The sequence below is a fragment of the Actinocatenispora rupis genome, from assembly GCF_016861975.1.
Classification (GTDB): domain Bacteria; phylum Actinomycetota; class Actinomycetes; order Mycobacteriales; family Micromonosporaceae; genus Actinocatenispora; species Actinocatenispora rupis.
In genome coordinates this window covers 26,160-50,497 of record NZ_BOMB01000051.1, presented here as the reverse complement: position 1 = coordinate 50,497, position 24,338 = coordinate 26,160, and the positions used below count along the sequence as shown (strand labels likewise).

Genomic DNA, 24,338 nt, shown 5'->3' with positions numbered 1-24,338 from the left:
CGGTCAGGTACGGCGGCGCAGGACCGCGACGGCGATCCCGACGAGCGCACCGACCGCGACGAGCCCGCCGGCGCCGGCCACCACCGAAGCGAACCCCGTCGGAGTGGCGGCCGCCTTCCCGGCAGCCCGGTGGTCCGATCCCGTGGCGGGCGCCGCCGTCGCGCTCGCGTACGTCGGGCCCGGCTCGGTACGGCCGACGACGGTCAGGTCGATGCGCACCGGTACCGCGTGCTCGGCGGCCGGATGCGCCTGCTGCCGGCCGAGCTTGACGGAGACGTAGTACCAGCCGGCGACGCTCTGCCGCCGCTGCCGGTCGTCGTCCAGTTCCCTGTTCCGGTACCGGATCGGCAGCGTACGCACCGCGCCGGCGTCGGCGGGCAGCTCGCGTTCGGTGCCACGGTAGCTGGCGGTCGCGCCGGCCACGTCGGCCCGGAACGGCGAGTACGTGGCGGTGCCGACGTTCGCGTCGTCGCCGGACTCCCAGCCGGTCGCCGCGCCGATCCGCACCCGGTACGCGAGGCCCTGGCCCCAGCCGAGCCGTACCCGGTAGTAAACGTACTCGGTGTTCTGCAGCACGTCGGTGTAGCTGCCGGAGCCGGGCAGGACGGCCGCCGCGGAGAACGAGCCGCCGCCGGTCACCGCGGTCGGCGAGCCGGTCGGGGCGGTGTACGCGACCGGCCCGGTGGCCGGTCCGGGCCCGGCGGCCCCGGCGAGGGCCGGTTCGATGCCGACCTGCATCTCCAGCGGCAGCTCGGCCGGCTGCCCGGTCGAGCGACCGTACGTGACGCGGAAGCCGTACCGGCCGCCGGACCGGCAACTGTCCACAGTGGACTCCTTCGGGCTGAACACGACGGTGGCGATGACCGCACCGCCGTCCATCCCCGCCGTCGTGTGGCCGCGCTCGTGCACCTGGCAGTTGCGCCCGCCCGCGGAGTACATCCGGACGTCGAGCGCGACGTCGCCGTCGCCCGCGGAACGGCTGCGCTGCAACGGAACCGACGCGGTGAAGTACAGCGTGTCCCGGGCGGAGGCGGCGACGCGGTAGTAGCGCTCGCGACCGAGTACGGCGACGTCCAGGAACCGGCCCGGGGCCAGTACCGGCGCGTCGTCCTGGTCCTCCGTCCCCGTCACGCGGGTGCCGGTCGGCTCGTAGTTGCGCAGCGCGCCCGCCGACACCCGCGGCAGCACCTGGCGCAGCGCCGCGGCGTCCGGCGCGTCCGCGTACGTGCCGCCGGTGGCCTGCGCGAGGCACGCCAGCTGCTTGCGCGCCGCGCCGTCCACCCCGTACCCGACGGTGTGCACGCGCAGGTCGGGAGCGCTCCGGTGCAACTCGGCAGCGACCGCGCACGGGTCCGGCGGGGCGCACGTGTCGATGCCGTCGGACACCAGCACCACCGAGCGCGGACCGTCCGCCGGCAGCGCCGCGACCGCGGTACGCAGCGACCGCCCGATCGGCGTGTACCCGCGTGGCGTGAGCGAGTCGACCGCGCCGGTCAGCGCGCCCCGGTCCAGCGGCCCGATCTTGCGCAGCACCGTCACGTCCCGGCAACCGCGCGCCTTCTCCGCGTCCGACGACCCGGTGTGCGTGCCGTACGTCGTCAGTCCGACCCGCGCGCCGTCCGGCAGCTGCCGGACCAGCTCGTGCACCGCCGTACGGGCCGCCGCGATCCGCGTACCGCCGGACGGGTCGCGGTCGGCCATCGAGCCGGAGGCGTCGACCACCAGCATCATCGGCGCGAGCCCGGTGCCGCTCGGCGCCGCGGACGCCACCAGCGGCGCCAGCGGCACGCCGAGCGCGGTCGCCGCCAGTACGGCGAACAGCCGCCTGAGAGTACGCATCCCAGTCCCCTTCATTGCAGATGCAAATCGTGTCGCGCCCGGTGTTCCCGGCGAGTTCTGCGCTAGTGTTGCAGCCGAGTGCAAACCAGCCAGTCGCATCTGCAAACACGAGGACGGGGATGGATCCGGTCAGCCGCAACCGCGCGCACCAGACCGAGTGGTACGGGCGGCCACTGGGCGAGCTGCTCGGCGCGCTGCTCGCCCGGCTCGGCATCACGCAGGCCGGCCTGGCCGAGACCCTCGGGCTGTCCGCGCCGATGCTCTCGCAGCTCATGTCCGGGCAGCGGGCGAAGATCAGCAACCCGGCGGTACTGGCCCGGTTGCTCGCCGTCCAGGCGCTCGTCGACGACCCCGGCTTCGACCGGATGCCGCCCGACGCGGTGCGCGCGCGGCTCACCGCGATCCGGGCCGAGGCGCCGACCACGGCGCGCAACCTCCGGCTCCCGGAACCGCCACCGCAGGCCAACAGCGACACCGTCGGCGCGGTCCAGGCGCTGCTGCGGGCGGTCGCCTCGGCGGCCGAGATCGAGACCGCCGCGACCCGCCTCGACCCCGACCTGCCCGAGCTCGCCGAGCTGCTCCGGGCGTACGGCACGGGCCGCACGGACGCGGCGCGCGCCCACTACCGCCGTGTGATGCGGTCCGACTGACCGGCCGCCGAGCGATGAGTTTCCAGCGCAGCGGCCGTCTACCGTTCGGACGGAGAAGGTTTCTGCGGACGGGAGGCCCACGTGGAGAAGGTGGATTCGGCCGACGGCACGCCCATCGCGTACGAGCGGACGGGTGCCGGGCCGGCGCTGGTGGTCGTGACCGGCGCGTTCTGCGACCGGCGGTCCAGCGCCTCGCTCGCGGCCGGGCTCGACGGGTTCACGGTCGTCCGGTACGACCGGCGCGGCCGCGGCGACTCCGGCGACACCGCGCCGTACGCGACGGAGCGCGAGGTCGAGGACCTGGCCGCCGTACTCACCGCCACCGGCGGCCCGGCGTACGTGTTCGGCCACTCCTCCGGCGCCGTACTGGCCCTCGAAGCGGCGGCGGCCGGGGTGCCGATGCACCGGCTCGCGGTGTACGAACCGCCGTACACGGGTGGCGGCGAGCCGGCCGAACCGTTCGCGACCCGGCTGGCCGGGCTGGTCGCGGCCGGCGACCGGGGCCGCGCCGCGAAGGAGTTCCTGGCGCTGACGGGGATGCCGGACGCCGCGCTGGAGCACATCAGCTCCAGCCCCGGCTGGCCGGCCATGGAGGCGATCGCGCACACGCTCGCCTACGACGTACGGCTGTGCGACGACGGGCTCGTCCCCGCCGAGCGGTTGGCCCGCATCGCGACACCGACACTCGTACTGGCCGGCGGCAACAGCGCGCCGTGGGCGTCGACGGCGGCCACCGCCGTCGCGGGCGCGGTACCCGACGCCACCGCGCGGGTCGTACCGGACCAGGATCACGGCATCGCCGACGACGCGCTGATCCCGATCCTCACCGACTTCTTCCGCTGACCCGCCGGTGTCCCCTCTGACACTCGCCGCTGGGCGAGAAGCGCCCGCCACGGACGTGACATCGACGCCACCGGCGGTACCTGTCGATGTCGCTCGACGGCGACGTCGCCGGCCCGGCCGATCGACTGGGCCAGGGGCTCGGATGCGGCGGCCGGCGGCTTCGCACCTGGCTCGACGACCGGAGGTCCGACGGCCCGACGACCGGGACCTGACACACCTCCGCCACCGCGTACGCCGACCCGAGGAGACCGCGTGAAGACGCTCTTCGTCTCGTACCGCGTCACCGACCTGGACCGTTCGCTCGCGTTCTACACCGCCCTGGGATACGTCGAGATGGGCCGGGTCGACCTCGGTGGCGGAAGCCGGCTCGTGATCCTCAGGTTCCCCGACGAACCGGCCGCCTCGCTCGAACTCGTCCACCGCCCCGCCGCCGGACCCGTCGACGTGGGAAGCGGTATCGACCACCTGGCGATCCAGGCGGACACCCTGGCCACCACCCTCGTACGACTGACCGACGCCGGCCTGGCACCGGGGCCGGTCGAGTACCCGGGTGGCCCGGACGGGCCGAGGACCTCGTGGCTCACCGACCCGGACGGCTACCGCATCGAGCTGGTGGAGTGGCCCCCCGACAGCCCCGACGGCATCACGGCGAACTTCCCCTGAGCGGCCGGCGCCTCCCGGTGATGCCGCGCTGCCGGGTACCGATGCGGTGGCGTACAAGGGAATCCGCTGGGTCGGGGTTGGCGGACGCGGCGGGCCCGGGAGTGCCGGTGCCGTGGTCATGCCTCGCAGAGGCCCTCGACCGCGATCTTCCGGAAGATGTGCGCGTACGACACGATGTCGTCGGGGACCTCGGCGGACATGCTCTGGAACTGCGGGTTGCCGAGCGCCCTGGCGAGCGCCTCGGTCGATTCCCAGACCGCGACGTTCAGGAACAACTGGCTCCCGGCCGTGCCCTGGTGCATCTGCAGCGAGACGAATCCCGGCTGTGCCTTCATGAACTCGGCCTGCTTCGTCCAGTGCGCCAGGAACGACTCGGCCCGCTCCCTCGGTACGACGAAGGTGTTGGTCAGGACGATGGGCCCGGTCTTCTCCCCGAACTGCGCGAAGATCGGCGTGGTCGGGTCCAGGTTCGCCATGGTGGCCATGCGTGGTGCGTCCTCTCGTTCGTGATTCGGTGACGTCCGTCAGGCCGGTTTGCCGGTGACGTTCGTTGCGGCACGTGGCGGCTGCTGGCGCCGTCCGTGGTCGCCGCCCTCGCGGGGCGATCAGCGGGGAACGCAGCGCGTCGAGAACCTGACGGCGGCGGGCCTTCGTGCGGCCGGGCCGCGGCAGTACCGCCGGCACCGCGGTGGAACCGTCCATCGTCCCCCACTGACAAGAAACACGGAACTGGACCGTTCCGCGTTGGAGTCAACCCTAGGTCGGCGAAACCCGGAACGCAAGTGTTCCGCGTTTCAGGTACGGTGTGCGCATGCCGGACAGGGATGACGACGCGCTCGCCCCCGGTCGCCGCCGAGGCACCCGCGGCCCGACCCTCGACGGGGGCGTGTCCGCGGCGATCGAGACCGCGGCGTTCGACGAACTCGCGGCCGCCGGCTGGCGTCGCCTCGCCATGGACGCCGTCGCGAGGCGGGCCGGCGTCGGCAAGGCCGCGCTCTACCGTCGGTGGACGTCCAAGGAGGCCATGCTGCTCGACCTGGTGGCCCGCCTGGTACGCCGGGCGCTGCCCGACGTGCCCGACACCGGCACCCTGCCCGGCGACGTACGCGGCTTCCTGGACCTGACCGTCGCCCAGACCAGCGATCCCCGGGTGGTCCGGATCGCCGCCGACCTTCTGGGCGAGTCGGTACGCAACCCGGCGCTCGCCGAGTCGCTGCGCGTCGCCGTCCTGGCACCGCGCCGGGAGGCCGGCGAGGCCATCCTGCGGCGAGCCGTGGACCGCGGCGAACTGCCCGCCGCACTCGACCGCGACCTGGGTACGGACCTGCTGTTCGCGCCGCTCCTGCCGCGGCTGCTCAACCCCGGCGCACCGCCGGTCGACGCAACGTACCTGGACACGTTGACCGCGGTGATCGTCACCGGGCTCACCGCCGCCACCCGATCGCCCACCGTGGGATGACCGGGGCCCCGGGCCGACGCAGCGTGGATCCCTTGCGCCGCATCAGTTCCCGGTGACGACCGGACCTGCCGCTGGCGTACCCGACGGGTTGTGCATGGCGGCGGCGTTCTGGGGAAACGCGGAAGGTGTGCTGAATCGTGTGCGCGGCTGGGTTGCGGCGTTCGGAACGGTCGGGCGGCTGTCGCCGCGGTGGGCCATGGCGGTCGGCGCGCTCGGTGTGTCGTCGTCGGCGGTGTTCATCGAGCTGTCCGGTACGACACCGGGCACGGCCTCGGTCTTCCGCTGCCTGCTGGCGCTCCCGTTGCTGGTTCCGTTGTGGCGGGCGGAACGCCGCCGTCGCGGCCCGCTGAGCCGGCGCGGTCACGCCCGCGCGGTCGCGGCGGGCGTGCTGTTCGCGGGCGACGCGCTGCTGTGGACGCAGGCCATCCAGGAGGTGGGCGCCGGGCTGTCGACCGTACTGGTCAACGCGCAGGTCGTGATCGTGCCGCTGGTGGCCCGGGTGGTCGACCGCGAGCGGGTGCCGCGGAGCTTCTGGCCGGTACTGCCGGTCATGGTCGTCGGCATCGTGCTCACCGGTGGCGTACTGGAGACCGGTACGCCTGGCGCCCGGCCGGCCTGGGGCACCCTGCACGCGCTCGGCGCGGCGCTCTGCTACTCGGGATTCCTGTTCCTGTTGCGGCGTGGCGGCGCCGGTGGCCAGGTCGCGCAGTCGTACCGGGACGTGGTGGCGTCGGCGGCGCTGGTGTCGTGGGCCGTCGGTGCCGCGTGGCAGGGCGTGACGCTCACCCCCGGCTGGGTACCGCTGGGCTGGTTGGCGCTCACCGCGCTGTGCGGCCAGGTGCTGGGCTGGTTGCTGGTCGTCGTGGCGGGGCCGCGCCTGCCCAGCGCGGTGGGCGCGTCGCTGCTGATGCTCACCCCGGTCGGCGCGCTCGCCCTGTCGGCCCTGGCGCTCGCCGAAACGCCGACGGTACTGCAACTGCTCGGCTGCGTCCTCGTCCTCGGCGCCGCGTACGCCATGGCGGCGGACGTACTCGGACGGCGGAGCGCGGAGCGGCGGAACGTCCGGCTCCGGAGCCGTACCGGCGCGGGACGGCGTCGCTGACCGTCGCGGTCGGTGCCCACGCGGGGAGTGGACCACGTCCTTGTCCGTGGCGCCTCGGGCGTACGACACGGTGCGCCGGCTCATGCCAGGCGGGACGGACCGTACCGACGGGGGACGAAGCGGACGCGGGTGACGGCGCCCTCCGGTACCGGAGCGGTCGGTGTTACCGGTGTGAGGGTGGCGTGAAACCGGGCTGACGCAGGCTGGGAGTCGAGGACGGGCGTGCCCCGTACCGGTGACGAAGGAGCGACACGATGACGACCGCTGTCACAGCGAGCGGCCTGGTCAAGACATTCGGCGACGTCCGGGCGGTCGACGGGATCGACCTGGAGGTCCGCCCCGGCGAGATCTTCGGCGTACTCGGGCCGAACGGTGCCGGCAAGACCACGATGCTGCGGATGCTCGCCACGCTGCTGCCGACGGAGGCCGGCGAGGCCCGGATCTTCGGCGTGGACGTCCGGCACGAACCCCACCGGGTACGCCAGCTTCTCGGCGTGACCGGCCAGTACGCGTCGGTCGACGAGGGGCTGACGGCCACGGAGAACCTGTGGCTGTTCGGCCGGCTCCAGGGCATCGGCTCGCGGGAGTCGAAGGCGACGGCGCAGCGGCTGCTGGCCCAGTTCGGGCTGGAGGACGCGGCGCGCAAGCGGGTGTCGCAGTTCTCCGGCGGGATGCGGCGGCGGCTGGATCTGGCCGCCAGCCTCATCACCCGTCCCCCGCTGATCTTCCTGGACGAGCCGACCACCGGCCTCGACCCGCGTACCCGGGCGCAGATGTGGGACACCGTCCGCGGACTGGTCACCGACGGCTGCACGGTACTGCTGACCACGCAGTACCTGGACGAGGCGGACCAGCTCGCCGACCGGATCGCGGTCATCGACCACGGCCGCAAGGTCGCCGAGGGTACGCCCGACGAGCTGAAGGCGTCCGTCGGCGACTCGACGCTCCAGCTGCGGCTCACCGACGGCGCCGACGGCGAACTCGCCGTCGACGTCGTACGCAAGCTGCTGGACGGCACGCCCGTGGCGACGCCGCAGCCGGGCCGGATCACGGTCGCCCTGGACAGCGCCGACCGCGCGGCCGACGTGCTCATCGGGTTGCGGCAGGCGGGCATCGGCATCGCGTCGGTGAGCGTCGACAAGCCCACCCTCGACGAGGTCTTCATCGCCCTGACCGGCCACGACACCGGTGAACCGGAGCCGGCGTCCGACGAGCACACCAGTACCCCCGACGCGCAGCGAGAGGCAGCCCGATGACCACGACCACGCTCGACCCGATGGAGGCCGTGGCGCGGACCAGGCCCCGCAACACGCTGGGCGAGACGATCGCCCAGACCCTCGCGATGGCCTGGCGGGCCACGAAGAAGATGCGCCGCAACCCGGAACAGTTCATCGACGTGACGGTGCAGCCGATCCTGTTCACCGTCATGTTCGCGTACATCTTCGGCGGCGCGATCTCCGGTGACGTCGAGAGCTACCTGCCGCTGATGATCCCCGGCATCCTCGCCCAGACCGTACTGACGACCTCCATGGCCACCGGCGTACAGCTGCGTGAGGACATGGACAAGGGCGTGTTCGACCGGTTCAAGTCGCTGTCCATGGCACGGATCGCGCCGCTGGCCGGGCCGATGGTGGCCGACCTGCTGCGGTACACGATCGCCTCGACGCTGACGTTCCTGATGGGCATCGCCGTCGGGTACCGGCCGGGCGGGGGCGTGGTCGGCGTGCTCGGCGCCATCCTGCTGTCGATCTTCGTCGGCTGGTCGCTGGCCTGGGTCTTCACCTGGCTCGGTACGGTCGCCCGCAGCGCGCAGAGCGTGCAGGGACTGTCGATGATGATCCTGTTCCCGCTGACGTTCCTGTCCAACGCGTTCGTACCGGTGGACACGCTGCCGGGCTGGCTGGCCGGGTTCGTCAAGGTCAACCCGGTGTCGCACCTGGTGTCGGCGGCGCGCGACCTCGCCAACCACGCCGAGCTGACCGCCGAGGTGGGCTGGACGCTGATCGCCGGCGTCGCGGTGATCGTGGTGTTCGCGCCGCTGTCGGTCTGGTCCTACAAGCGCCACCTGTAGGCGGCGGGCCGCCGGAGTTGTCGCCGCTGCGGCGGCGCCGTTCAGCCGAGCCGCTCGACGAGGTCACGCGCCTCGCCGAGCAGCTCCGGCCCGCGGCGGTCGCCGTACTCGGCGCGCAGCGCGTCGATCAGCCCGGGTGCCCGCCGCTCCGCGCAGGGCTCCACGTTCCGCCAGGACATCGTCGGGATCGCCCGGATGTACCGGAAGCGTTCGGCGAGCGCCAGCAGGCGTACGGCGTCTGGTGCGGGCAGCGCGTCGCGCAACAACCCCCAGGCGCCGAGGCCGAACAGCAGCGTCCCGGCAACCGGGAAGTCCGTGAGCGGCTGGCCGCTCAGCGCCTCGGGGGCGCGGCGCAGACAGTCGGCGTACAGGTCGTCGCCCTCACCGGCGTCCCCGTGCACCGCGTACGCGGCCAGCGCGCTCGCCTCGGCGTGGACGATCCACGGGCTCATGCCCAGCGCCCGGCCGGCCGGTACCCGGATGGCGCGCATCCGTTCGACCGCCTCCCGGTATCCCGCCAGCCCCGCCGCACGGGCTCCGCGGGCGAAGTCCAGCTCGGCCGCGCACATCCGCAGCGAGCCGGCGCCGCCGAGTACGCCGTCCGACTCGCTGACGGCGCGGGCGCGGTCCAGTTCGTCGGCCGCGGCGTCGAGCTGCCCGGCGGCCAGCGCGCAGATCGCCACGCTCGACCGGAGCTGGAGCAGGTCGTCCCCGGCGCCGAGACGTTCGAGTACGGGCAGCGACGCCCGGGCGTGCGCGACGGCCTCGTCGTGTCGCCCGAGCTGGAGGTGCAGCCCGGACAGTTGGGCGTGCAGGATCGCGCTCGACCAGGGGCCGTCCTCGTCCCGGGTCAGGGCCAGCGCGCGCTCGGCGGCATCGATCGACCCCTCCGGATCACCGTCGTTCTCCAGCGCGTGGCAGATCCACTGGAGCGCGCCCGCGGCGACGAGCCGGTCGGGGCTGTCGGCCAGGTCGGCGAGCCGGGCGGTGGTCCTCGCCGGATCGGTGGTACTGCAGGCGAGCAGGATCGTCATCATCGCCCGGATCCTCGGCTCGGCGGCGCCGTCGGGCCCGAGCTCCACGAGCAGGTCGCGGATCGGTGTGGTCCGCGCGTCGACCGAGATCATCGCGTTGTACAGCAGGACGGTCAGGGCCGCCCGGGTGGCGTCGGCCAGCTCGGGCGGTGGCCGCCACCCGGTCACGGCCACGGACACGGCGTCGATCAGCGCGACGACCCGGGCGTGGTCGCCGCGGACCGACCAGTACGCGCCGAGTCCCGCGAGTAGCTGGACGGCGGCCGCCGGGTCGGTGGTGGCCAGGGCGTGCCGGAGGGCGTCGGTGAGGTTGACGTTCTCCGCGGCGAGCGCGTCCATCGCCGCGAACTGGCGCGGGCCGAACACGTCGTCGTACGCGGCGATCGCGTACCGGGTGGCCCAGGTACGGCGCGCGTCGTGCGCCGCGGCGTCCTCGCCGGCCTCCGCCAGGCGCACCCGGCCGTACTCCCGCACGGTCTCCAGCATCCGGTACCGGACGCCGGCGGTGGTCTCGGTGACCACCAGCAGCGACTGGTCCACCAGCGCCTGGACGGCGTCGAGCGCGCCATCGCCGAGTACCGACTCGGCGGTGTCGAGGGTGACGCCGTCGCCGAACACCGACAGCCAGCGCAGGGCCCGGCGTTCCGGCTCGTCGAGCAGGTTCCACGACCAGTCGATGACCGCAAGCAGCGTCTGGTGCCGGTCGGGCGCGTTGCGTACGCCGCCGCGCAGCAGCGCGAACCGGTCGGCCAGCCGCCGCCGGATGTCCTCGACGGACATCACCCGTACCTTCGCCGCGGCCAGTTCGATCGCCAGGGGCAGCCCGTCGAGGCGGGTGACGATGTCGTCCACCACGGCCGCATCGAGCGCCACGCTGGCCCGCGCCGCGACCGCGCGCTGGCGGAACAGTTCGACGGCGTCCGTGCGGTCCAGCTCGCCGAGCTGGTAGGCGCGTTCCGGCGCGATCGCCAGCGGTGCCCGCGTGGTGGTGAGGACACGGAGGTCGTCGACGGTGGCCACGAGGAACGCGACCAGGTCGGCGACCGGGTCGACCAGGTGCTCGCAGTTGTCGAGGATCAGCAGGCTCGGGCCGGACGCGAGATGCTGCGCGATCCGCGCCCGGACGTCCGAGCGCGCCGAGCGGGGGCGCCGGGCACCGACCGGGTCACGTACGCCGAGCGCGGACGCGACCTCGGCCACCAGGTCCGCCGGATCCGTACAGCCGACCAGCTCGACGACGTGGACCACCGGCTGCTCGGCGTCGCGCCCGATGACGTGCGCCAGCCGGGTCTTGCCCAGCCCGCCCGCACCCACGATCGACACCACCCGCGCGGTACGCGTCAGCGCGCGCAGCCGGCGCACGTCCTCGGCGCGACCGAGCAGCGGCGTCGCGTCGTAGCGCAGGCCCTCCCGTACGGGGCGGTCGAGCGCCAGCAGGTCGCGGTGCACCCGTTGCAGGGCGGCGCCCGGGTCGACGCCGAGCTGCTCGCGCAGCCGCGTCCGGTGGCGCTCGTACCGGTCGAGGGCCGCGGCGGTGCCCCGGACGGCGGCCTCGCTGCGCAACAGGCTGGCGAGTACGGCCTCGTCGGACGGCGCGCGGGCGGCGGCCTCCGCCAACCAGGTCAGCGCGGCCTCGTGGTCGCCGGTGGCGCTCAGCGCCCGACCCAGCGGCCCGGCCAGCTCCGCCGAGTGCACCGCGGCCGTCCGGCGTACCACGTTGAGGGCGCCACCGTCGGCGTCCGCGGGCGACACCAGCGCCCGGGTCAGCGCGGTGATCTCGGCGGCCAGCTCCCGCGCGGGGAGCGCGTCCCCGGCCTCGACCGCCCGCCGTACGCGCTGGGCCAGGTCGGCGAGCCGGAGCGCGTCGACCTCGCCGGCCGGTACGCCGAGCCGGTAGCCGGCGTCCTCCCGGACGATCGCGTCGGCGCCGTACGCGGCCCGCACCCGGGACACGAGTACCTGGAGGGCCTTGTTGGCGTTGGCGGGCGCGTCGTCGCCCCACACGTCCTCGATCAGCCGGTCGGTCGGCACGGCACGGCAGTGCGCCGCCGCCAGCGCGGCGAGCAGGGCCTGCGGACGCTCGCCCACCACCGGCTCCCCGCGCCACCGAACGCCGTCGAGAAGGGTCAGTGCGAACGCCACGCCCGCCAGTCTAGGAGGCACCCACGACGCGACCGGGCGCCACGCGGATCCGGTGCGACTCGCCCGGCTCCGCCCCCGTTTGGCGCAACAGGGCCGAATCGCACCGGTACCGTGTCGCGTTGCGGCGGTCGCCGGCTTGCATCCGGTACCCGGGTACGGGTCTACGGTCGGAGGGTGGGGCAGACGACGAACGGCGGCACGGCGTCCTGGGTACCGGACTCGTGCACGCTGCCGACGGTGCAGGTGCCGCTGCGGCTGGCGGAGTTCGACGGGTTCCTCGGCGCGTGCGCGCGGACCGTCGACCGGGTGGACGAGCACACGGTACGCATCGCGCTCGACGCGGACGCGCAGGTGGCGGCGCGGGCCGCGGACCTCGCGACGCGGGAGAGTTCCTGCTGCTCCTTCTTCACCTTCACGGTCACGGCGACGGGCGGCGACCTGGCCCTGACCATCCAGGTACCCGACGGGTACGTCCCGGTGCTGGACGCCCTCGCGTCCCGCGCCACGGCGGTGATGCGGGCATGACCGGGGGACTTCGCTCCGGCCAGGTCGCGGCCGCGGCCGGCGTCAACCCGCAGACCCTCCGGTACTACGAGCGCCGCGGCCTCGTCGCCGAACCGGACCGTACGCTCGGCGGGCACCGGCTGTACCCGCCCGGGACGGTGCGCCTGCTGCGGACCATCAAGACCGCGCAGCGGCTCGGGTTCACCCTGGACGAGGTCGCCGCCCTGCTCGCGCTGAGCGCCTCGAACCGCGGTACCGCCGGTGGCCTGCGCCGCCACGCCGAGACCAAGCTGGCCGACGTGGAGCAGCGGATCGCCGACCTGACGGCCATCCGGGACACCCTGCGCGAGGCGGTCGCGGCCGGCTGCGACGACCTCGCCGCCTGCGCGCGGAGCCCGCGCTGCCCGCTGCCCTTCGCCGAACCGGCCCGCGAAGTCCAGACGTGATCGCCGCCCCGACAACGCCAGCCGCGGCGGTGGACGTGCCACCGTCCACTTCGGACACAGCCGGTGGTACGGCCAGCGAGAAGGGCTACGGCAGTGGAGAAGCGGCGGCCGGCGGGCGGGGCCGGTGCACCAGTGCCCGGTGGTGGGCGTCGCGGACGATCCGGTCGGCGGTCTCGTCCGGGCCGAGCCCCGCGGTGTCGAACCACCAACCGACATCACCGAACTCGCGCGCCATGTCCCGCTCCAGGGCTTCGTAACCGTCGAAGTCGAACCGGTCGCGCGGATCCCTGATGCTGTTCCGGTACCGGCAGACCCCGATGCCCGGCGCGAGTACGACGAGCAGTATCCGTCGGGGTGCCAGAAGGTCGAGGAAGCGGTCGAGCCGGCCGCGGGAGGCGATCATCGCGTCGATCAGCGGCGTGAAGCCGGCATCGGCGAAGTTGTTCGCCAGCGCGCACAGGTTGCGGTGCAACAGATCCACCTGGCGGGCCGCCTCGTCGGCGGGCTCGCCCAGCGCCCAGACGAACCCGCTGACGATCATGCGGTTGAGTACGTCGCCGTCGAGCCGGGCGGCACGCGGCAGCCGTTCGGCGACGAGCCTGGTGACGGTCGACTTCCCGGCTCCCGGCATCCCGGTGACGATCAGGCAGGGCGGCGACCCGGCAGGTTCCATCGGGTGAGTGTGGCAGGGCGTTTGCCGTGCGGCGACCGGCTTTCCGCGCCGTGGCCCGCAACCCGCGCCTCGTCGGGAGCGGAGGCGTGCGTCGCCAGGCCGACCGGGTGACGCACGGGGAAACCCACCGCCTCGGTCCGGGGCTGCGCGGCCAGGCAAGCGCGGCGGGCCGCACCGGCCTCGGCGACGAACGGGCCCGGTCGTTCCCAGGTACCGACGTGTCCGCCGCGGGCGTACTCCCCCGCCGGCGGCGAAGGGTCGTCCGGCCGGGGGCTGGGCCCGGTGGTCGGTGCACGCGACGGCGGCTCCCGGCGCGATCGTGCCGCGTCCGGCCGTACGTCGGGAGGCGCGACGCCGACGGAGTCGGCTTCGTCAGAACGCGCTGACGGTGTCGGGTTGACGTTCGCGGCGGGTCAGCGCACTGATCAGCGCGGACTGCCCGTGACGTGCGGCGGCCAGGTCGACCAGCAGGTGGAGTACCGGCCGGATCGCGTCGGACGCGAACTCCGGCGTGTCGATGTCGATCGAGCGAGCGAGGTCGTCGCTGTGCACCACGATCTCCACCAGCCGGGTGAGCAGGAAGTCGGCGCGGCGCAGGCTCCAGCCCTGCCAGGGAATCGTGACCACCGCGGCGGCCCCGCCCGCGGTCAGCAGCCCGTCGACGGACCGGTACGCGGCGGCGCACCGGGCGAGCATCGCGTCGACGCCGGCGGCGGCCTGCCGTTCGTCGGTCGTCCGGTCCATGCTCGGGTCGTCCAGCGACACCGCGGTCACCCACGCGGCGCGTTCGTAGTGTTCGGCCGCCGTACCGATCGGCGCGCCCGTACCGGCGGTCGGCAGGATCTCGTGCGCGCGTTCCAGTTGGCGGCCGAGATGGCAGGCGAGCATCCCCACGGTCATCCGCGGAAGTACGCTCGGCGCGTCCCACCGGGTACGCACCCGGTCGTGTCCGAGCAGTGCGAGCGCCGTCCGCGCCGCGCCGAGGAAAGCCCCGTCAGATGCCTCCATGGTGCCTCCACCTGAGCTGGTCGCTGTCGCTTCGTTGCCCGCCGACGGCGTGCCCGTGCCGCTGGCGGACGATGTCGTCCGCCGCGGGCCGGTACGCGTTCCGGCGCTGGTGACAGTGTCGTGGGTCGTCCGAGGCCCGGCGGGAGCGGGCGGCCGTCGGCGCGTCGTCGAGGCGCGGCAGTACGCGGTCGAGCCATCGGCCGTGCACATCAGACCCGCGACGACGCCGACCGTCATTGCGGTACCGGTGGCCGGGCCGGACGGCCGGAGCACCGTCACGCCGTACCGCTGGAGGAAGGGCAGCAGACAGGTACGAGCGCGTCCACGGCCGTACCCGGGGGGCCGCCGATGGCGCGCAGAAGGGCGGCGAACGCGTCGCGGTGGTGGTCGCCACCGCGCTCGCGCCGGTGTCAGCGGTGCCGGCCGCCGCCGTCGACATGGACCGTCTCTCCGGTCACCCACCCCGCTCCCAGCAGCCACAGGGCGGCGTCGGTGACGTCGTCGAGCGTGCCGATCCGGCCGGCGAGCGAGGCCGCGGTGGCACCGTCGTACAGGGCGCGGCGACGCTCGTCCGGAAGCGCGTCCCAGGCGCCGGAGTCGGTGATGCCGGGGGCGATGGCGTTGACGCGCAGCGGCGCGAGCTCGACGGCCAGGTGGGTGACGAGCGCGGCCAGCGCGGCGTTCGCCGTACCCTTGACGACCGTGCCGGGCTTGGGCCGCCAGCCCACGATGCCGGAGAAGTACAGGAAGGATCCGCCGGCGGGCATCAGTGGCGCGAAGTGCTTGGCCAGCAGCAGCGGACCGACGACCTTCGCGGCGAACGCGGCCCGGATCCGGTCGTGTTCCAGTTCGGCCACCGGTACGTCGTGGTGCGCCGACGCGGTGGAGATCACGTGGTCGAAAGCCCCGAGCGACTCCGCGGCCCGCGCGATGGTGGTCTCGTCGGTGACGTCGATCCGTGGCCCGGGGCCGGACCGGGTGGCGACGACGACCTCGGCCCCTTCCGCTCCGGTACGCCGGGCCAGCTCGGCCCCGATGCCGCGTCCCCCGCCGACGACCAGGATCCGTGTACCTGTCAGGTTCTCGCTCATGGCTGCGACGGTATACATTCGATACCGGTATCTTCAACGCTACCGGGAGGACCCGCATGGGCAAGGCGTACAACGTGATGGCGGCGACGTGCCCGAGTCGCGTCGTCCTGCACCGCATCGGGGCGCGGTGGACGGTGTTCGCCGTCAACGCGCTGGAGCACGGACCGATGCGGTTCACCGAGCTGAAGGCGCACATCCGCGGGATCACCCCCAAGGCCCTCACCGAGACACTGCGCGCCATGGAGGCCGACGGCCTGCTCGTCCGTACCGACCTCGGCGGCAATCCCCCGCACGTCGAGTACGCGCTGACCGACCTCGGCCGCTCCCTGCTCGTCCCGCTGCGCGCCGTACGGCAGTGGGCCGAGGCGCACGTCCCGGACATCCTCGCCGCGCGCGAACGGTCCGGCGACCCGGAGCCCGCCACCTGACGATCCCTCCCCCGGTACACCGTCCACAGTGGACCCTTCCGAGGGAGGCAGGAACGTGGTGGCAGCGCGCCGATCCGACAAGGTTGGCGGCCGGCGGGAATCGGTTGGCAACGTGGGTGCGTGCCTGCGGGTGGGGTGTCGGGCCGCTACCGGATGACTGCCGGTACCCGCCAGGCCGCGGTACGGCCGATGCACCGGTTGGCGCGCTCCGTGGCGGACACCCGTACGATGTCGGGCTCGCGGCGCGGCCACAGCGGGCGACGTTCGCCGCGCAGCCGGGCCCGGGCCCAGTCCAGCACCGGCCGCTCGACCAGCCGGTACGACAGTTCCACGCAGGCGAGGATGGCGAGCCAGGACAGTACGGTGAGGACGTGGCCGGGGTGGTGGCCGAGCAGTTGCATCAGCGCGCGGCCGGGCAGCAGGTTCCACAGGTACAGCCCGTACGAGACGACACCGACGTGTACCAGCGGCCGGACCGACAGCGTCCGCGCCAGCAGCGCGTCGCGGCGCTGGGTGACGGCGATGACGAGCACCGCGGTGGCGACCGTACCGAGGGGAAGGCCCCACAGGTTCAGGCTGGCGTGCCCGATGGACAGTTCCGGGCTGACGAAGCAGTACGCCAGGGTGGCCGCGGCCAGCCAGCCGAGCAGCCGCGGCGCGGGCAGCGCGTACCGCCAGGCGAACAACGCGGCGAGGCAGCCGACCGCGAGCGCGTCCATCCGGGTGACGGTCGAGTAGTAGAGCATGTCGTGCCAGCGGACCGAGTCGACGAACCACACCCGGAGCCCGGTGGCGACCGCGACGATGGCCGCGGCGGCGAGGGCGAGCGCGAGCATCGGGCGGCGGCGGCCGCGGCGCAGCAACCGGATCAGTACCGGTGGCCAGAGCAGGTAGAAGTGTTCCTCCACCGACAGCGACCAGCTCCACGTGATCTTGCCCATCAGGCGCCAGAAGCCCGCGAAGATGCTCCCCGCGTACGCCAGCGCCGCGAGTACCGGCAGCAGCGTCTTCACCAGCCCGTCCTGGGTCGACCAGAACGCGGTGTGCACCACCGCCACCAGCAGCAGGCCCGGGAGCAGCCGGGCGGCCCGCCGCAGCCAGAACGCCCGCAGGTCGATCCGGCCGTACCGGTGGTGTTCGGCGAGCAGCAGCGTGGTGATCAGGAAGCCGGACAGGACGAAGAAGACGGTCACGCCCATGTGCCCGCCGGGCAGGATCCGCGGGAACGAACCCCAGCCCGGCGTGTGGAACAGCACCACCGAGCCGATCGCGATCGCGCGCACACCGTCGAGCGCCGGTACGTGACCGAGCGGCCGGCGCGGCGCCCGTACCGGGGAGGTGGCCGGGGTGTCGGACTCGGGGGCGCCCGGGATCGGCATGTCGGTGGCTCCAGGCGTCGGCGGCTGCGGGCGTCGGAGCCCGCGAGGCTACCGGTTTCCGGCAAAACCCCGCAAGCCGACCCGCCCGAGTACGGCTCCGCGCAAGGGAATCGGCCCGGTCACGGCTCCCGGCGGAGCGTTCGCGCGCACCGCGTCGAGCTCACAGCAACCGCTCGACCAGCCCGTCGACGTACTCCTTCGTCAGCGTGCCCCGGCCCAGCATGACGCGGATGTACATCGGGGCCAGCAGATGGTCGAGCACCCCGTACGCGTCCGGTGCGTCCTCGCCGCGTGCGCGGGCGCGATCGAGCATGGACTCCAGTTGCCGGGTGCGTTCGGCGAGGAGGTCGTCGTGTGCCTGCGCACCCTGCTGGCTGCGCGACAGGGCGACGGCCAGGTGCAGCATCGCGGGACCGTCGGGCCCGGTGATCTCGCGTGCCACCTGGTCCGCGTACGTGTGCAGGTCGCCGGCCAGGCTCCCGGTGTCGGGCATCGGCGACCGCGCGTTGAGACTGGCGAGCGCCACGTCGGTGAGCAGCTTCTCCAGGCTGCCCCACCGGCGGTAGATGCTGCTGTCGGCCACGCCCGCCCGGGCCGCGACGTCGCCGACGGAGAACGTGCCGTACCCGCGCTCGCGGATGAGGTCCGTGACGGCCTGGTGCACCGCCGCGGCGACCCGGGCACCTCGCCCGCCGGGTCGCTTTGCCCGCTCTCGCTCGCCCATGCCACACCTTAACGCAGGAACGACTTGCGTTTGCGGGCGACACCTCCTACTGTTGCCTAACGCAGTCATCGACTGCGTTAGTGCGCCCACGGCTCGTCGGCCGAGGCGAGGCGCAACCACCGATCGAGAGGAATCCCCATTTCTGCATCGCGTGCCGTGGCAGGCGTACGACCGAACCGGGCCGTGCTGCTCACGGTGACCTGCCTGGGACAGTTCATGGTGCTGCTCGACAACACGATCGTCGGCGCGGCACTGCCCGACATGCAGCACCGGCTGCACACCCAACTGACCGGCCTGCAGTGGATCGTCGACGCGTACGTGCTGCTCGTCGCCATGCTGCTGCTGTCCGGCGGCGTGTTCGCCGACCGGTTCGGCCGCAAGCGGCTGTACCTGGCGGGCGTCGCGGTCTTCACCGCCGCCTCGGTACTGTGCAGCCTCGCGCCCACGCTCGGCTGGCTGGTCGCCGGCCGCGTACTCCAGGGCATCGGGGCCGCGGCGCTGAGCCCCGCCTCGCTGGCCCTGCTCGCGGCCGCCTACCCGGTGCCGCAGGAGCGGGTGCGGGCGATCGGGCTGTGGGCCGGCCTCAGCGGGATCGGGCTGGCCGCCGGACCCGTTGCCGGCGGCGTACTGGCGGACGCCTTCGGCTGGCCCGCCATCTTCCTCGTGAACCTGCCCGTCGGCGTGGTCCTGCTGGCCGTCGGGCTGCGCCACCTGCGCGAGTCCCGCAACCCCGACTCCCCCGCGATCGACGTACCGGGAACCGTGCTGTCCGTACTCGCGGTCGGGGCGCTGACGTACGGGCTGATCGAGGGCGGCGCCCGCGGCTGGACCGCGCCGACGATCCTGGGCAGCTTCGCCGCAGCGGTGGTCCTCCTCGCCGCGTTCCTCGCCGTCGAGGCGCGGCGCGCCGCTCCGATGCTGCCGCTGCGGCTGTTCCGGCAGCGGCTGTTCACCGTGTCCAACACCGCCATGGTCGTCGTGGGCTTCGCGCTCATGGGTTCGTCGTTCTTCTTCTCCCAGTTCTTCGTGTACGTCCAGGGCAGCTCCATCCTCCGCGCCGCCCTTCAGACCCTGCCCGTCTCGTTGGCCATGGTCGTCGTCAGCCCGTACGCGGGACGGCTCGCCGCCCGGTACGGCTTCCGGATCGTGGTCACCGTCGGTCTCGCCGTCGCCGGACTGGGGCTGCTGGCCCTCGGCACGGTGCACGCCGACACCGGATACGGCAACGTGTGGTGGCGGCTGACCGTCGTCGGCACCGGCTTCGCCCTGACCCTGTCCCCGCTCACCGGCGCCGCCATCCACGCGGTACGCCCGCAGGAAGGCGGCCTCGCCTCGGGCATCAGCAGTACCACCCGCCAGATCGGCGCAGTACTCGGCGTGGCGGTACTCGGCGCCATCGTCCGTACCCGGCAGGCCGGCGGCGCCAGCTTCGAGACCGGCCTCGACACCGCCTTCCTCGCCGCCGGAACCGTCACCGTGGCCGCCGCCGCGTTCACCGGACTGTGGCTGTCGCGGTCGAAGTCCGCCGTGGAATCGGCCGTGCCGCACCGTTCCGCCGATCCCGACGCCGTCACCACCCCGAACGAGGTGTCCACCCGTTGACGCCGCCGCTCGCTCTCGACCGCGGGTGCGCCACATCCGTTCGGCTACGCGTACCCGGCGGGGTCGGCCGGCCGCCCGTACGGCCGGGCGGTGCGTGGGGGTCAGTGGTTCGAGAGCGGGCGGGCGGAGATCTTCCGGCGGGGCCGGTGATCGACCGACCAGGAGTCGAAACCGGCCCACAGCAAGCGATCCGGCAGCGTCGCCGGATCAAGTACGACCATCGTGTCGCCGCGGTGGAGCAGCCGGAAGGGATTCCGCGCCCGGCTCGGCCAGGGCACGCTGCGGCTGCCCGTCGACGCCGGCCAGCCGTCGCGTTGCGCCACGAACGGCATCGTGACCAGCACACCGTTCACCTACCGGTCAGGGTGCTCCAGGCCGTACTCCGCGACGACCGCGGCCGAGCCGGCGCGCCGAGCGGGCCCGGCCGGCAGCGAATCCGTTGCGAATCAAGGCATCCCGATCGAGACCAGTTCCGCGGTACGGTCCGCGTTCCCAGGCGTCGAGTGCGGTGGTCCCGAACTGGCCGCCGCCACGGCAGGCAAGGCAGCCCATCCGGGGTCATGTCGTTGCGCAGACCAGCCCCGAGCTGCCGGAACGTCAGGGCACGCGACCGGGAGTGGTGGCCATCGCCGTACCGCCGGGGCATCACGGACGGCGTGGCGTCGCGGCGGTCGGCCCGTACGACCGGACGATGCCGGCGATCGCCGCCGTGACCGCCGTCAGTACGCCGAAGATGACGGCCAGCCCGATGGCCACGCCGTTCACCTTGTGGAAGCCGAAGATCCAGCCGAACTGGTCGGTGAGGGGCGTGCCCCGCAGTACCGGCGCCAGGAAGACGCCTGTCACGACGTACAGGACGCACAGCCCGCACAGCGTCCACGCGCCGGCGATCCTGCGGGCGAACGTGAAGCCCGCCGCGACCAACAGCGCACCGGCGCCGACCGCGCCGCCGAGTACGTTCTCCAGCAGCAGGCTGACCGAGCCGGTGGTCGCGTAGACGACGTTCCACAGCGCGAACAGGGCGTACATGGCGACGGTGAGCAGCGCCAGGATGCTCGCGGCCACGGCCGCGGCGGCGTGCGCCCTCGGCCTGCGCGGCGCCTGCGACCGGCTCGGCCCGCCACGTCGCGCAGGCCCGCCCGCCATCGGCGGTTGGTCGTGCTGGGCGGGCCCGGGCCGTGGTGGGTTCGGCTGCATCCGCACTCCTCGCGTGGGGCGGCGACACCTGCCGCCGAGGTGGTTCGCGGTCATCGTAATGACAGGTCACGAACAGCCCGAAAGGCAGCGAACGGTCGCCCGTGGTTTGCCACACGCAGTCATGGCGACCCGACGCCGCAGTCGAAACCACAGCACCTCCGTCTAGCGGTCCGGCGCCCTGACCGACAGCCGGACGTCCGCCAGTCCGGCCCGGGACGCGACCACGACCATCCGATCGGCCGACCGCCGTTCCGTCCACAGTAGACACTCCAGTGTGGACGGAACGGTCGACGCCGGCGCGGCACGTGTCGTACGTCAGGAGCGCAGGAACGCGTCCAGCGCGTCGAGCAGCTGGACCCAGCCCGGTTCGAGTCCGGCGACGGCGGGGGCGGTCTCGGGGCGTACGTCCGACACCTCGATGACCAGGTCGACGGTCGTCTGCCGCCCGCCGTGGATGGTGAGCGTGTGCCTGGCCGAGAACAGCGGCGTACCGGCCGGGTCGACCGGCGCCAGCGTGAACACCAGCCGGCGACCAGGCTCGGCCTCCTCGACCCGCCCGCGGGACTCGTACTCGGCCGCGTCGCCTTCCCGCAGTACGACCCGGATCGGGGCCAGTGCCGTCGGCGCGATCTCGAACGCGCCGACGGTGAAGTGCCGGGGCGCCCACCACCGTACGGCCCGCGCCGGGTCGGTCCACGCCGCCCAGACCGCCTCGGCCGACGCCGGCACCGTACGGCTGAACCGCAGGACGCGGCGGCCGGCACCGGCCACCTCCGCACCGATCGCGTTCTCGTACGCGTCCAGTACCGCGTCGTCGGGGTCGCTCTCGGCGAGACGGGCGAAGTACGTGCCCAGCCGCGCGAGCGCGGTCCGGTCGAGTCGGGCGACCCGGCGGCGGCCGAGCTTGTGCACCCGGACGACACCGGCGGCCGCGAGTACCTGGAGGTGTTTGGTGGTCTGCGGCTGCAGCGCGCCGATGGCCTCGGCGACCTCGCCCACGGTGTACGGCCGGGCAGCCAGCAGTTCGAGGATGCGGAACCGGGTCGGCTCGCCGATCGCCGCGAGGGCGCGCTGCACGTCGTCGCGGCGGACCTCGTCGGTCACTCGGCGTCGACGAGGGCGGCGAGGTTGTCCAGCTCGTTCGCACGGCCGGCCAGCAGGCGCCCGGTCCAGACCTCGTCGTGCAGCGGCTCGACCCGCATCACGATCCGGGTGCCGCCCTTGACCGGCGTCAGCTCGACCTCGGTGAGCTGCTCGTACGGCTCGTGGTCCGGTACGAAGTCGATCACCGACCGGTAGCCGAGCCGCTCCGGCCGGGCGAGCTCGGTGAAGTACTTGCGGGACTCGGTCGCGAGCGGCATGCCGTGCTGCTCCATGAACGCGACCTGTTCCGGGGCCACGGCGGTCATGGTGTACACCAGCTCGCCGCCGGGCCGCAGGTCCAGCCGGGTGACGTCGGTGCGGAACCCTTCGGGTGCCCACCAGCGGGAGATGCCCTCGGCGGTGGTCCAGAGCTCCCAGACGCGTGCGGGCGTTGCGGCGACGACTCGTTCGATGATCTCAGCCATGCCCGAACAATACATTCCCCTAGACGAATACGTCAAGCGGCACAGGTGGAATCGGCGGCAGCGACAACCGACCGCGCGGCGGCGGATTCGGCCGCGTGGAGCCATGTCACGGAGATCGGCGCCGCGCCGGCGGGGCTGGAACGACCTGTGGCCGACCGCGCCGTCACCGCCGACCGACGTGCTCGACCGGCACAGCGCCTTCTTCGGTACGGCCGGCCAACCGACACCCGCGACGGCATCCGGACCGACGGAGGTGTGGTGGCCGCCGGAACGGCCACCGTGCCGACGGCGCTACCCGACGAGGGCCCGGCACCAGCCAGATCCGGCGACGAAGCGGGGCCGCCGTGGTCCGACGCGGGTCACTCCGCGGTCGGCAGGACGGGGTGGTCGGTGGGATAGACACCGATCGCGAAGCCGTACATGGTGTCGCCGGACCGCGGCATCCGGTCGAACTCGTCGACCAGCTCGGCCATCCGTTCCCAGAACCGGGAGACCTGGTCCTCCGAGACGCGCGCGTGGCGGAGGAACCCCCACAGCTTCCCCTGCTCGTACGCCGGCGCGGACTCGCGGGCGGCCACCTCGAAGTCGTTGAAGTCGCGCGGCATCTCCTCGCCGGCGGACGACGACTCGGCCGCCACGTAGAACATGCGCGCGGTGCGCCCGTAGAAGCGCTCCTCGATCGCGCGTACCTTGCGCGTCCCGACGACCTGGAGCAGGCCGTTGCGGGCGAGTACGTCGACGTGGTGCGCGACGGTGCTCTTGGGCCGGTCGACCGCGGCCGCGAGCTCGGTGACGGTCGCGGCCCGCTCGTGGAGGAGCTGCAGGATCGTCGTCCGGAGCGGGTGCCCGATGGCCTTCACCTGGGCCGGCCTGGTCAGCGCCATCCGGTCGGCCAGCTCGTAGCCCGGGGGGTTGTCGGTCACGGTAGAACAGATTAGCATCATCGAACGTTCCACATTATTCGATCAATAAACGGGGGGCACCGCCGACATGGCCGACGTGCTGCTGTACCACCACATCCAGGGCCTGACCGACGGAGTACGGGCGTTCGCCGACGAGCTTCGGCGGGCCGGGCACACGGTGCACACGCCCGACCTGTTCGACGGCCGCACGTTCGGCAGCATCGAGGAGGGCTTCGGATACGCGCGCGGCGCCGGGGTCGACGCGATCCGGGAGCGGGGCGCGGCCGTGGCCGACCAGCTCGGACCCGGGCTCGTCTACGCGGGCTTCTCCTTCGGCGTGCGGACCGCCCAACGACTCGCGCAGACCCGGCCCGGCGCCCGCGGCGCGCTCCTGATGGACGCCTGCATCCCGGTCTCCGAGTACGGGAAGTCCTGGCCGGACGGGGTGCCGGTGCAGATCCACGGCAAGGTGGACGACGAGTACTTCGCCGAGGACCTGCCGGCCGCGCGCGAACTCGTCGAGTCCACCAAGGACGCCGAGCTGTTCGTGTACCCCGGCGGCCAGCACCTCTTCGCCGACTCCTCGCTCGACGCGTACGACCCGGAGGCGGCAGCGCTGCTGCTGAAGCGGGTACGTGCCTTCCTCGCCTCGGTCTGACCGGCGCGACCGCGGTTCGGGTCAGCCGTGCGATGGCGTCGGCGTCCGCGCGAGCGGCGACCCCGGCGAACCGAGTATTCGCCGCGGTCGTACCCGATGCGCCGGATCCGTTCGGAGGCAAGGGAATCCGGGTAGCCGATCCACCGGGCCGCCGAACCGGGTGGTGCCGCGTCGTGGACGCCGACCGCGTCTGCCCGTGGCGTCGCGGGGGACGATCGCGTCGACGGAGCCGGCCGGGACCAAGGTCCGGCATCACCTCGGCCTGTGCCCGCGCGATGACCGGGGTCGCCGCCTTCTCGGCGACTCGAACCCTGCCGCCGACGTCGCCGGAGGACGGACGCATCGACCGCGCACG

The 24,338-nt window shown here is 73.4% G+C and carries 25 protein-coding genes; 12 read left to right on the top strand and 13 right to left on the bottom strand.

Translation table 11 applies throughout. The features are described 5' to 3' along the window. Positions 1 to 3: 3 nt before the first annotated feature. Positions 4 to 1,839 carry a VWA domain-containing protein gene (locus Aru02nite_RS34515; RefSeq protein ID WP_203664630.1) on the bottom strand — a complete coding sequence of 612 codons (1,836 nt, stop codon included), beginning with the start codon at positions 1,837 to 1,839 and terminating at the stop codon, positions 4 to 6. Positions 1,840 to 1,958: 119 nt separating this feature from the next. Here Aru02nite_RS34515 and Aru02nite_RS34510 point away from each other — a divergent pair, with 119 nt between their 5' ends. From Aru02nite_RS34510 to Aru02nite_RS34500, 3 genes are all read left to right on the top strand, one after another. Next, on the top strand, positions 1,959 to 2,489 hold the full coding sequence (locus Aru02nite_RS34510; RefSeq protein WP_203664628.1) for a DNA-binding protein: 531 nt from the start codon (positions 1,959 to 1,961) through the stop codon (positions 2,487 to 2,489). An 81-nt stretch (positions 2,490 to 2,570) separates the two neighbouring features. Further along, a complete protein-coding gene (locus Aru02nite_RS34505) occupies positions 2,571 to 3,332 on the top strand; it encodes an alpha/beta fold hydrolase (RefSeq protein ID WP_203664626.1) in 762 nt (253 codons plus the stop codon). A 252-nt stretch (positions 3,333 to 3,584) separates the two neighbouring features. Further along, a complete protein-coding gene (locus tag Aru02nite_RS34500) occupies positions 3,585 to 3,995 on the top strand; it encodes a VOC family protein (RefSeq protein WP_203664624.1) in 411 nt (136 codons plus the stop codon). A gap of 116 nt (positions 3,996 to 4,111) precedes the next feature. Here Aru02nite_RS34500 and Aru02nite_RS34495 read toward each other — a convergent pair whose 3' ends face one another. Beyond that, positions 4,112 to 4,480 (bottom strand): antibiotic biosynthesis monooxygenase family protein, encoded by a 369-nt coding sequence (locus Aru02nite_RS34495; protein WP_203664622.1) that lies wholly within the window; start codon positions 4,478 to 4,480, stop codon positions 4,112 to 4,114. A gap of 326 nt (positions 4,481 to 4,806) precedes the next feature. Between Aru02nite_RS34495 and Aru02nite_RS34490 the strand changes: the two genes are divergently transcribed. The 4 genes from Aru02nite_RS34490 to Aru02nite_RS34475 all read left to right on the top strand — a co-directional run bounded on the left by Aru02nite_RS34490 (position 4,807) and on the right by Aru02nite_RS34475 (position 8,627). Continuing rightward, positions 4,807 to 5,454 carry a TetR/AcrR family transcriptional regulator gene (locus Aru02nite_RS34490; protein WP_203664620.1) on the top strand — a complete coding sequence of 216 codons (648 nt, stop codon included), beginning with the start codon at positions 4,807 to 4,809 and terminating at the stop codon, positions 5,452 to 5,454. 139 nt (positions 5,455 to 5,593) lie between these two features. Further along, on the top strand, positions 5,594 to 6,556 hold the full coding sequence (locus tag Aru02nite_RS34485) for a DMT family transporter (protein WP_203664618.1): 963 nt from the start codon (positions 5,594 to 5,596) through the stop codon (positions 6,554 to 6,556). 254 nt (positions 6,557 to 6,810) lie between these two features. Next, positions 6,811 to 7,812 (top strand): ATP-binding cassette domain-containing protein, encoded by a 1,002-nt coding sequence (locus Aru02nite_RS34480; RefSeq protein ID WP_203664616.1) that lies wholly within the window; start codon positions 6,811 to 6,813, stop codon positions 7,810 to 7,812. After that, a complete protein-coding gene (locus Aru02nite_RS34475; RefSeq protein WP_203664614.1) occupies positions 7,809 to 8,627 on the top strand; it encodes an ABC transporter permease in 819 nt (272 codons plus the stop codon). The genes Aru02nite_RS34480 and Aru02nite_RS34475 overlap by 4 nt, the downstream gene beginning before the upstream one ends. Positions 8,628 to 8,668: 41 nt before the next feature. Here Aru02nite_RS34475 and Aru02nite_RS34470 read toward each other — a convergent pair whose 3' ends face one another. Continuing rightward, positions 8,669 to 11,803, bottom strand: a complete 3,135-nt coding sequence (locus Aru02nite_RS34470; RefSeq protein WP_203664612.1) for an ATP-binding protein — start codon at positions 11,801 to 11,803, stop codon at positions 8,669 to 8,671. Between the two features lie 174 nt (positions 11,804 to 11,977). Between Aru02nite_RS34470 and Aru02nite_RS34465 the strand changes: the two genes are divergently transcribed. Continuing rightward, a complete protein-coding gene (locus Aru02nite_RS34465) occupies positions 11,978 to 12,328 on the top strand; it encodes a hypothetical protein (RefSeq protein ID WP_203664610.1) in 351 nt (116 codons plus the stop codon). Beyond that, complete coding sequence (locus tag Aru02nite_RS34460) at positions 12,325 to 12,753, top strand: MerR family transcriptional regulator (protein ID WP_203664609.1); 429 nt, start codon at positions 12,325 to 12,327, stop codon at positions 12,751 to 12,753. Before Aru02nite_RS34465 ends, Aru02nite_RS34460 begins: the two co-directional genes overlap by 4 nt. An 85-nt stretch (positions 12,754 to 12,838) precedes the next feature. Here the strand turns inward: Aru02nite_RS34460 and Aru02nite_RS34455 are convergent, their stop codons facing one another. The 3 genes from Aru02nite_RS34455 to Aru02nite_RS34445 form a co-directional block, all read right to left on the bottom strand. Beyond that, complete coding sequence (locus Aru02nite_RS34455) at positions 12,839 to 13,426, bottom strand: AAA family ATPase (RefSeq protein WP_203664608.1); 588 nt, start codon at positions 13,424 to 13,426, stop codon at positions 12,839 to 12,841. A gap of 372 nt (positions 13,427 to 13,798) precedes the next feature. Further along, positions 13,799 to 14,434, bottom strand: a complete 636-nt coding sequence (locus tag Aru02nite_RS34450; protein WP_203664607.1) for a maleylpyruvate isomerase N-terminal domain-containing protein — start codon at positions 14,432 to 14,434, stop codon at positions 13,799 to 13,801. A gap of 410 nt (positions 14,435 to 14,844) precedes the next feature. Further along, entirely contained in the window at positions 14,845 to 15,525 is a 681-nt protein-coding gene (locus Aru02nite_RS34445) for an SDR family oxidoreductase (RefSeq protein WP_203664606.1), read from the bottom strand. A gap of 56 nt (positions 15,526 to 15,581) precedes the next feature. Here Aru02nite_RS34445 and Aru02nite_RS34440 point away from each other — a divergent pair, with 56 nt between their 5' ends. Next, positions 15,582 to 15,953 carry a winged helix-turn-helix transcriptional regulator gene (locus Aru02nite_RS34440; RefSeq protein WP_203664605.1) on the top strand — a complete coding sequence of 124 codons (372 nt, stop codon included), beginning with the start codon at positions 15,582 to 15,584 and terminating at the stop codon, positions 15,951 to 15,953. A 146-nt stretch (positions 15,954 to 16,099) separates the two neighbouring features. On the opposite strand, the gene Aru02nite_RS34435 is transcribed toward Aru02nite_RS34440, so the two are convergent. Together Aru02nite_RS34435 and Aru02nite_RS34430 are read right to left on the bottom strand one after the other, a co-directional pair. Then, on the bottom strand, positions 16,100 to 17,332 hold the full coding sequence (locus Aru02nite_RS34435) for an acyltransferase family protein (RefSeq protein WP_203664604.1): 1,233 nt from the start codon (positions 17,330 to 17,332) through the stop codon (positions 16,100 to 16,102). Between the two features lie 160 nt (positions 17,333 to 17,492). Next, the gene (locus tag Aru02nite_RS34430) at positions 17,493 to 18,056 is read right to left on the bottom strand and encodes a TetR/AcrR family transcriptional regulator (RefSeq protein WP_203664602.1); all 564 of its coding nucleotides are present in this window, start codon (positions 18,054 to 18,056) and stop codon (positions 17,493 to 17,495) included. Positions 18,057 to 18,212: 156 nt separating this feature from the next. Here Aru02nite_RS34430 and Aru02nite_RS34425 point away from each other — a divergent pair, with 156 nt between their 5' ends. Beyond that, a complete protein-coding gene (locus Aru02nite_RS34425; protein ID WP_203664600.1) occupies positions 18,213 to 19,658 on the top strand; it encodes an MFS transporter in 1,446 nt (481 codons plus the stop codon). 101 nt (positions 19,659 to 19,759) lie between these two features. Here Aru02nite_RS34425 and Aru02nite_RS34420 read toward each other — a convergent pair whose 3' ends face one another. The 5 genes from Aru02nite_RS34420 to Aru02nite_RS34400 all read right to left on the bottom strand — a co-directional run bounded on the left by Aru02nite_RS34420 (position 19,760) and on the right by Aru02nite_RS34400 (position 23,346). After that, positions 19,760 to 20,011 (bottom strand): hypothetical protein, encoded by a 252-nt coding sequence (locus Aru02nite_RS34420; RefSeq protein WP_203664599.1) that lies wholly within the window; start codon positions 20,009 to 20,011, stop codon positions 19,760 to 19,762. A 292-nt stretch (positions 20,012 to 20,303) separates the two neighbouring features. Beyond that, positions 20,304 to 20,723: a hypothetical protein gene (locus Aru02nite_RS34415; RefSeq protein ID WP_203664598.1), complete on the bottom strand. Its 420-nt coding sequence runs from the start codon at positions 20,721 to 20,723 to the stop codon at positions 20,304 to 20,306. 447 nt (positions 20,724 to 21,170) lie between these two features. Next, the gene (locus Aru02nite_RS34410; RefSeq protein ID WP_203664597.1) at positions 21,171 to 21,959 is read right to left on the bottom strand and encodes a metalloregulator ArsR/SmtB family transcription factor; all 789 of its coding nucleotides are present in this window, start codon (positions 21,957 to 21,959) and stop codon (positions 21,171 to 21,173) included. Then, the gene (locus Aru02nite_RS34405; RefSeq protein ID WP_203664596.1) at positions 21,956 to 22,423 is read right to left on the bottom strand and encodes an SRPBCC family protein; all 468 of its coding nucleotides are present in this window, start codon (positions 22,421 to 22,423) and stop codon (positions 21,956 to 21,958) included. Before Aru02nite_RS34405 ends, Aru02nite_RS34410 begins: the two co-directional genes overlap by 4 nt. A 359-nt stretch (positions 22,424 to 22,782) precedes the next feature. Then, complete coding sequence (locus tag Aru02nite_RS34400; RefSeq protein ID WP_239077139.1) at positions 22,783 to 23,346, bottom strand: ArsR/SmtB family transcription factor; 564 nt, start codon at positions 23,344 to 23,346, stop codon at positions 22,783 to 22,785. Between the two features lie 67 nt (positions 23,347 to 23,413). Here Aru02nite_RS34400 and Aru02nite_RS34395 point away from each other — a divergent pair, with 67 nt between their 5' ends. Further along, positions 23,414 to 23,983 (top strand): dienelactone hydrolase family protein, encoded by a 570-nt coding sequence (locus tag Aru02nite_RS34395; protein WP_203664594.1) that lies wholly within the window; start codon positions 23,414 to 23,416, stop codon positions 23,981 to 23,983. Positions 23,984 to 24,338: the final 355 nt, after the last annotated feature.

Bases quoted from the DNA above. Each gene is read 5' to 3' on its own strand.
- Aru02nite_RS34450 (WP_203664607.1), bottom strand. From the start codon at position 14,434: ATGGAGGCATCTGACGGGGCTTTCCTCGGCGCGGCGCGGACGGCGCTC.
- Aru02nite_RS34435 (WP_203664604.1), bottom strand. From the start codon at position 17,332: ATGCCGATCCCGGGCGCCCCCGAGTCCGACACCCCGGCCACCTCCCCG.
- Aru02nite_RS34495 (WP_203664622.1), bottom strand. From the start codon at position 4,480: ATGGCCACCATGGCGAACCTGGACCCGACCACGCCGATCTTCGCGCAG.
- Aru02nite_RS34490 (WP_203664620.1), top strand. From the start codon at position 4,807: ATGCCGGACAGGGATGACGACGCGCTCGCCCCCGGTCGCCGCCGAGGC.
- Aru02nite_RS34510 (WP_203664628.1), top strand. From the start codon at position 1,959: ATGGATCCGGTCAGCCGCAACCGCGCGCACCAGACCGAGTGGTACGGG.
- Aru02nite_RS34515 (WP_203664630.1), bottom strand. From the start codon at position 1,839: ATGCGTACTCTCAGGCGGCTGTTCGCCGTACTGGCGGCGACCGCGCTC.
- Aru02nite_RS34460 (WP_203664609.1), top strand. From the start codon at position 12,325: ATGACCGGGGGACTTCGCTCCGGCCAGGTCGCGGCCGCGGCCGGCGTC.
- Aru02nite_RS34475 (WP_203664614.1), top strand. From the start codon at position 7,809: ATGACCACGACCACGCTCGACCCGATGGAGGCCGTGGCGCGGACCAGG.
- Aru02nite_RS34440 (WP_203664605.1), top strand. From the start codon at position 15,582: ATGGGCAAGGCGTACAACGTGATGGCGGCGACGTGCCCGAGTCGCGTC.
- Aru02nite_RS34430 (WP_203664602.1), bottom strand. From the start codon at position 18,056: ATGGGCGAGCGAGAGCGGGCAAAGCGACCCGGCGGGCGAGGTGCCCGG.
- Aru02nite_RS34405 (WP_203664596.1), bottom strand. From the start codon at position 22,423: ATGGCTGAGATCATCGAACGAGTCGTCGCCGCAACGCCCGCACGCGTC.
- Aru02nite_RS34395 (WP_203664594.1), top strand. From the start codon at position 23,414: ATGGCCGACGTGCTGCTGTACCACCACATCCAGGGCCTGACCGACGGA.
- Aru02nite_RS34455 (WP_203664608.1), bottom strand. From the start codon at position 13,426: ATGGAACCTGCCGGGTCGCCGCCCTGCCTGATCGTCACCGGGATGCCG.
- Aru02nite_RS34445 (WP_203664606.1), bottom strand. From the start codon at position 15,525: ATGAGCGAGAACCTGACAGGTACACGGATCCTGGTCGTCGGCGGGGGA.
- Aru02nite_RS34480 (WP_203664616.1), top strand. From the start codon at position 6,811: ATGACGACCGCTGTCACAGCGAGCGGCCTGGTCAAGACATTCGGCGAC.